The organism is Halomonas sp. HMF6819, assembly GCF_044335525.1.
Classification (GTDB): domain Bacteria; phylum Pseudomonadota; class Gammaproteobacteria; order Pseudomonadales; family Halomonadaceae; genus Vreelandella.
This window is the reverse complement of record NZ_JBIQVY010000014.1, coordinates 1-3,189: the sequence shown is the minus strand read 5'-3', so window position 1 is coordinate 3,189 and position 3,189 is coordinate 1. Positions and strand designations below refer to the sequence as shown.

Here is a 3,189-nt window from a genome sequence, read left to right as displayed (position 1 = left end):
GCAATTGTTTTGTGATACGTCTCAAGCGTATCCGGCAATCGTTGTCATTGCGGGCCCGGACTCCTTCGGGTTATAGGGTCAAGCAATGAAGCGCACACGGTGGATGCCTAGGCAGCCAGAGGCGATGAAAGACGTGGTAGCCTGCGATAAGGTTCGGTGAGGTGGCAAACGACCTGTGACCCGAACATCTCTGAATGGGGAAACCCACTGACCACAAGGTCAGTATCGTATCCTGAATACATAGGGATACGAGGCGAACCGGGGGAACTGAAACATCTAAGTACCCCGAGGAAAAGAAATCAACCGAGATTCCCCCAGTAGCGGCGAGCGAACGGGGACCAGCCCTTAAGTTGTGCAATCGATAGGCGAACAGTCTGGGAAGTCTGACCATAGCGGGTGATAGTCCCGTAGCCGAAATCCGAGCACAGTGAAATCGAGTAGGTCGGGGCACGAGAAACCCTGATTGAAGACGGGGGGACCATCCTCCAAGGCTAAATACTCCTGGCTGACCGATAGTGAACCAGTACCGTGAGGGAAAGGCGAAAAGAACCCCGGCGAGGGGAGTGAAATAGATCCTGAAACCGTGTGCGTACAAGCAGTGGGAGCAGACTTGTTCTGTGACTGCGTACCTTTTGTATAATGGGTCAGCGACTTATATTCAGTGGCGAGCTTAACCGAATAGGGGAGGCGTAGAGAAATCGAGTCTTAACTGGGCGACCAGTCGCTGGATATAGACCCGAAACCGGGCGATCTATCCATGAGCAGGGTGAAGGTTGAGTAACATCAACTGGAGGCCCGAACCAGGATCTGTTGAAAAAGATTTGGATGACTTGTGGATCGGAGTGAAAGGCTAATCAAGCCCGGAGATAGCTGGTTCTCCTCGAAAGCTATTTAGGTAGCGCCTCACGTATCACCACCGGGGGTAGAGCACTGTTTCGGCTAGGGGGTCATCCCGACTTACCAACCCGAGGCAAACTCCGAATACCGGTGAGTGCAGCGTGGGAGACACACGGCGGGTGCTAACGTCCGTCGTGAAAAGGGAAACAACCCGGACCGTCAGCTAAGGTCCCCAAATCCTGGTTAAGTGGGAAACGATGTGGGAAGGCTCAGACAGCCAGGAGGTTGGCTTAGAAGCAGCCATCCTTTAAAGAAAGCGTAATAGCTCACTGGTCGAGTCGGCCTGCGCGGAAGATGTAACGGGGCTAAACCAGGTACCGAAGCTACGGGTTCATCCTCTGGATGAGCGGTAGAGGAGCGTCGTGTAAGCCGATGAAGGTGGATTGAGAAGTCTGCTGGAGGTATCACGAGTGCGAATGCTGACATGAGTAACGATAAGGGGAGTGAAAAACTCCCCCGCCGGAAGACCAAGGGTTTCTGTTCGATGCTAATCAGAGCAGAGTGAGTCGGCCCCTAAGGCGAGGCCGAAAGGCGTAGTCGATGGGAAACGGGTCAATATTCCCGTACCGGACATGATTGCGATGGGGGGACGGAGAAGGCTAGGTGAGCCAGGCGCTGGTTGTCCTGGTGAAAGCAGGTAGGCTGAACGCTCAGGTAAATCCGGGGGTTCAAGGCCGAGATGCGAGACGAACGGACCACGGTCCGGAAGTCACTGATGCCACGCTTCCAGGAAAAGCCTCTAAGCTTCAGATCATGTGCGACCGTACCCCAAACCGACACAGGTGGTCAGGGTGAGAATCCCAAGGCGCTTGAGAGAACTCGGGTGAAGGAACTAGGCAAAATGGTGCCGTAACTTCGGGAGAAGGCACGCCGGCGTAGGGTAGAGGGACTTGCTCCCCGAGCCCGAACCGGCCGAAGATACCAGGTGGCTGCAACTGTTTAGTAAAAACACAGCACTCTGCCAACGCGCAAGCGGACGTATAGGGTGTGACGCCTGCCCGGTGCCGGAAGGTTAAGTGATGGTGTTAGCCCTCGGGCGAAGCTCCTGATCGAAGCCCCGGTAAACGGCGGCCGTAACTATAACGGTCCTAAGGTAGCGAAATTCCTTGTCGGGTAAGTTCCGACCTGCACGAATGGCGTAATGATGGCCACGCTGTCTCCACCCGAGACTCAGTGAAATTGAAATCGCCGTGAAGATGCGGTGTACCCGCGGCTAGACGGAAAGACCCCGTGAACCTTTACTATAGCTTCACACTGGATACTGATGTTGCCTGTGTAGGATAGCCGGGAGGCTTGGAACTCCGGACGCCAGTTCGGAGGGAGCCACCCTTGAAATACCGGCCTGGCATCATTGGTGTTCTCACTCCGACCCGTCATCCGGGTCGAGGACAGTGTGTGGTGGGTAGTTTGACTGGGGCGGTCTCCTCCCAAAGAGTAACGGAGGAGCACGAAGGTACCCTCAGCACGGTCGGACATCGTGCAATGAGTGCAAGAGCATAAGGGTGCTTGACTGCGAGACAGACACGTCGAGCAGGTGCGAAAGCAGGTTCTAGTGATCCGGTGGTTCTGTATGGAAGGGCCATCGCTCAACGGATAAAAGGTACTCCGGGGATAACAGGCTGATACCGCCCAAGAGTTCACATCGACGGCGGTGTTTGGCACCTCGATGTCGGCTCATCACATCCTGGGGCTGAAGTCGGTCCCAAGGGTATGGCTGTTCGCCATTTAAAGTGGTACGCGAGCTGGGTTTAGAACGTCGTGAGACAGTTCGGTCCCTATCTGCCGTGGGCGTTGGATGTTTGAGAAGGGCTGCTCCTAGTACGAGAGGACCGGAGTGGACGCACCTCTGGTGTTCCGGTTGTCACGCCAGTGGCATTGCCGGGTAGCTATGTGCGGACGGGATAACCGCTGAAAGCATCTAAGCGGGAAGCCCCCTTCAAGATGAGACATCCCCGAGGCCTTGAGCCTCCTGAAGGGCCCAGCGAGACCAGCTGGTTGATAGGCACGGTGTGGACGCACCGCAAGGTGTTGAGCTAACGTGTACTAATGGCCCGTGAGGCTTGACCCTATAACACCCAAGGGGTTCGGCCCGCAGTGACAACGACGCCCGAGAGGGCCCGGATACGCCAGAGACGATCACAAGACCGTCAGCCGATATACATTGACAGTTACGCCTGACGACCATGGCTTGCGTGAACCACCCGATCCCTTGCCGAACTCGGAAGTGAAACCGCAACGCGCCGATGGTAGTGTGGGGTCTCCCCATGCGAGAGTAGGTTATCGTCAGGCACC

Annotated in this window: 2 rRNA genes; both read left to right on the top strand. The window is 55.9% G+C overall.

The features are described from left to right. The first annotated feature begins 76 nt into the window (after positions 1-76). Positions 77-2,965, top strand: a 23S ribosomal RNA gene (locus ACGLWX_RS18225). 105 nt (positions 2,966-3,070) lie between these two features. Beyond that, positions 3,071-3,186: ribosomal RNA gene (gene rrf / locus ACGLWX_RS18220) — 5S ribosomal RNA — on the top strand. Positions 3,187-3,189: the final 3 nt, after the last annotated feature.